The 225-nt window shown below is 48.4% G+C and carries 1 protein-coding gene; it reads left to right on the top strand.

Annotation, left to right across the window (positions count from 1 at the left end; genetic code table 11):
* The coding region (locus HCN83_RS18300; protein ID WP_205774772.1) for a hypothetical protein at positions 1 to 200 on the top strand (200 nt) is incomplete at its 5' end.
* Positions 201 to 225 lie beyond the last annotated feature (25 nt).

Genomic DNA, 225 nt, shown 5'->3' with positions numbered 1-225 from the left:
TCTGGTACGCGACGAGAGCGAAGCAGACGAAGAGACATGCAGCTTATCTGCAATCGTCAGTTGATTGGAAAGAAGCTGTAGAGATCAAGGATGCGAGGGAAAGAATGAGTGAGTGTACGTCTGGTACGCGACGAGAGCGAAGCAGACGAAGAGACATGCAGCTTATCTGCAATCGTCAGTTGATTGGAAAGAAGCTGTAGAGATCAAGGATGCGAGGGAAAGAAT

It is taken from the genome of Alkalicoccus luteus (genome assembly GCF_012034335.1).
GTDB classification, from domain to species: Bacteria; Bacillota; Bacilli; order Bacillales; family Salisediminibacteriaceae; genus Alkalicoccus; species Alkalicoccus luteus_A.
This window is presented reverse-complemented; position numbering and strand designations above follow the sequence as displayed.